The organism is Spongiactinospora gelatinilytica, assembly GCF_003236385.1.
Lineage (GTDB): Bacteria > Actinomycetota > Actinomycetes > Streptosporangiales > Streptosporangiaceae > Spongiactinospora > Spongiactinospora gelatinilytica.
The window spans coordinates 1-1791 of the sequence record NZ_POUA01000675.1 but is presented as its reverse complement, the minus strand read 5'-3'; the positions used below and the strand labels follow the sequence as shown (position 1 = coordinate 1791).

Annotated in this window: 2 protein-coding genes; one reads left to right on the top strand and one right to left on the bottom strand. The window is 72.4% G+C overall.

Annotation, left to right across the window (positions count from 1 at the left end; genetic code table 11):
• The coding region (locus tag C1I98_RS38510; RefSeq protein WP_199537544.1) for an ABATE domain-containing protein at positions 1–278 on the bottom strand (278 nt) is incomplete at its 3' end.
• 392 nt (positions 279–670) lie between these two features.
• Between C1I98_RS38510 and C1I98_RS38505 the strand changes: the two genes are divergently transcribed.
• Positions 671–1789 carry a globin domain-containing protein gene (locus C1I98_RS38505; RefSeq protein ID WP_111172138.1) on the top strand — a complete coding sequence of 373 codons (1119 nt, stop codon included), beginning with the start codon at positions 671–673 and terminating at the stop codon, positions 1787–1789.
• Positions 1790–1791 lie beyond the last annotated feature (2 nt).

Here is a 1791-nt window from a genome sequence, read left to right as displayed (position 1 = left end):
GGGTGGGCGTGGGCCGACGCGATGCGCCACAGGGCGTCCCGGAGGGCTCTGGCGCGCTCAACATCGCCCGGCCCGGCCTCCACCAGCGCGGGATCCACCCGCAGCCGCGAGCGGCCCGCCCAGGCCGCGAGATCGGCCGGTGTACGCATCACCTCGTACCCTCCCGGCGCCTCCGGCCCACCGGTGGGCAGCAGCTCCAGGCACAGCGCCCCCGGATCGAACCGATAGGCGACGCCTTCCCTGGTATGCAGGATCAGTCCCACCGCGGTCTCCGTCACGTAACCACGATAAATGGTTACACGGTGGGCCCACCCGTATGGGGCGGGCGGCTCCTGGATGGCGCGGCCGCCTCTCCTTGCGAGGGCGGGTGCGGCACCGCGCAGGCCGGCCGGCGAATGCGATCGTGAATATTATTCTCACAATACAATATATCCGCTCGCCAATTATGCCGGATATTTCGGTGCAACTCTTGTCTCGATCCACCCGGAGTGTCACACCCGAAAATCGAGCGCCCGGGACCGGGACCACCGTGCGCTCATCACCCGGACCACACCGCGGGTGCGGCGCCAATTCGGCCGTACCCACTTCCGGCCAGGCAGTGCACGGCCGGCCGGCCCTTCCGGGCACCCGCGGCCGAAAAGGGTTCATCCAGGGTGGGGGTTTTCCGGAGATGCAATTCGATCCGCGTCCGGTCAAGGAGGGTTTCGCGCTCATCGAGCCCGCGGCGGCGCGGGCGACCGCCTATTTCTATGGACGTCTGTTCGCCGCGCACCCACACCTGCGCGCACTGTTCCCGCCCGCCATGAACGCGCAGCGGGAGCGTCTGTTCCGGGCGCTGACCCGGATCGTGTGGAGCCTGGACTGCCCCCAGGGCCTGGCGACGGACCTGGCGCGACTCGGGCGCGACCACCGCAAGTACGGCCTCGCCCCCGCCCACTACGCCGCGGTGGGGGACGCGCTGCTGGCGACGGTCCGGCGGTTCGCGGCGGAGGCGTGGTCGTCGGAGATGGAGCGGGCGTGGGCCACCGCGTACGCGACCGCCGCCGAGATCATGATCGAGGCGGCGGCGGCCGACACCTCGCCACCCTGCTGGCCGGCCGAGGTGATCGGCCATGAGCGGCGCACCGGCGACATCGCCGTCCTGACGCTGCGGCCCGCGCTGCCGTTCCCCTTCCTGCCCGGCCAGTACGCCACGGTGCAGACGGCCAGGTGGCCCCGCGTGTGGCGGGCGTTCTCCATCGCCGACGCCCCGCGCGCGGACAACACGCTGCGGCTGCACGTGCGCGCGGTCCCCGGCGGCTGGGTCTCCACCGCGCTGACCCGCCGGACCCGCGTCGGCGACACGCCGACGCTGGGCCCGGCGCGGGGCTCCATGACCGCCCCGGCCGCCTCCGGCCGCGACATCCTGGCCGTGGCGGGAGGCACCGGGCCGGCGTCGCTCAAGGCGATCATCGAGTCCGTCCTCACCGAGGACGTCCCCGGCCCGGAAGACCGCCGCCCGCACGCCCACCTGCTGTACGGCGCACGCAACGGCGGCGGACTGTACGACCTGCCGGACCTGATCCGCATGCGGGCGCACCATGCCCGGCTACGGGTACTCCCGGTGGTCTCGGCCGACCACGCCTACGAGGGCCTGCGCGGCACCCTCCCCGAGGCAATATCCTGGCGCGACCACGACGCCTTCCTGTGCGGCCCACCGGCCATGGTCGGCAAGGCCGCCCAGCGGTTACGCCAGGACGGCCTACCACCCGTCCGCATCCACCACGACCACCACCCCACCGAACCCTGACC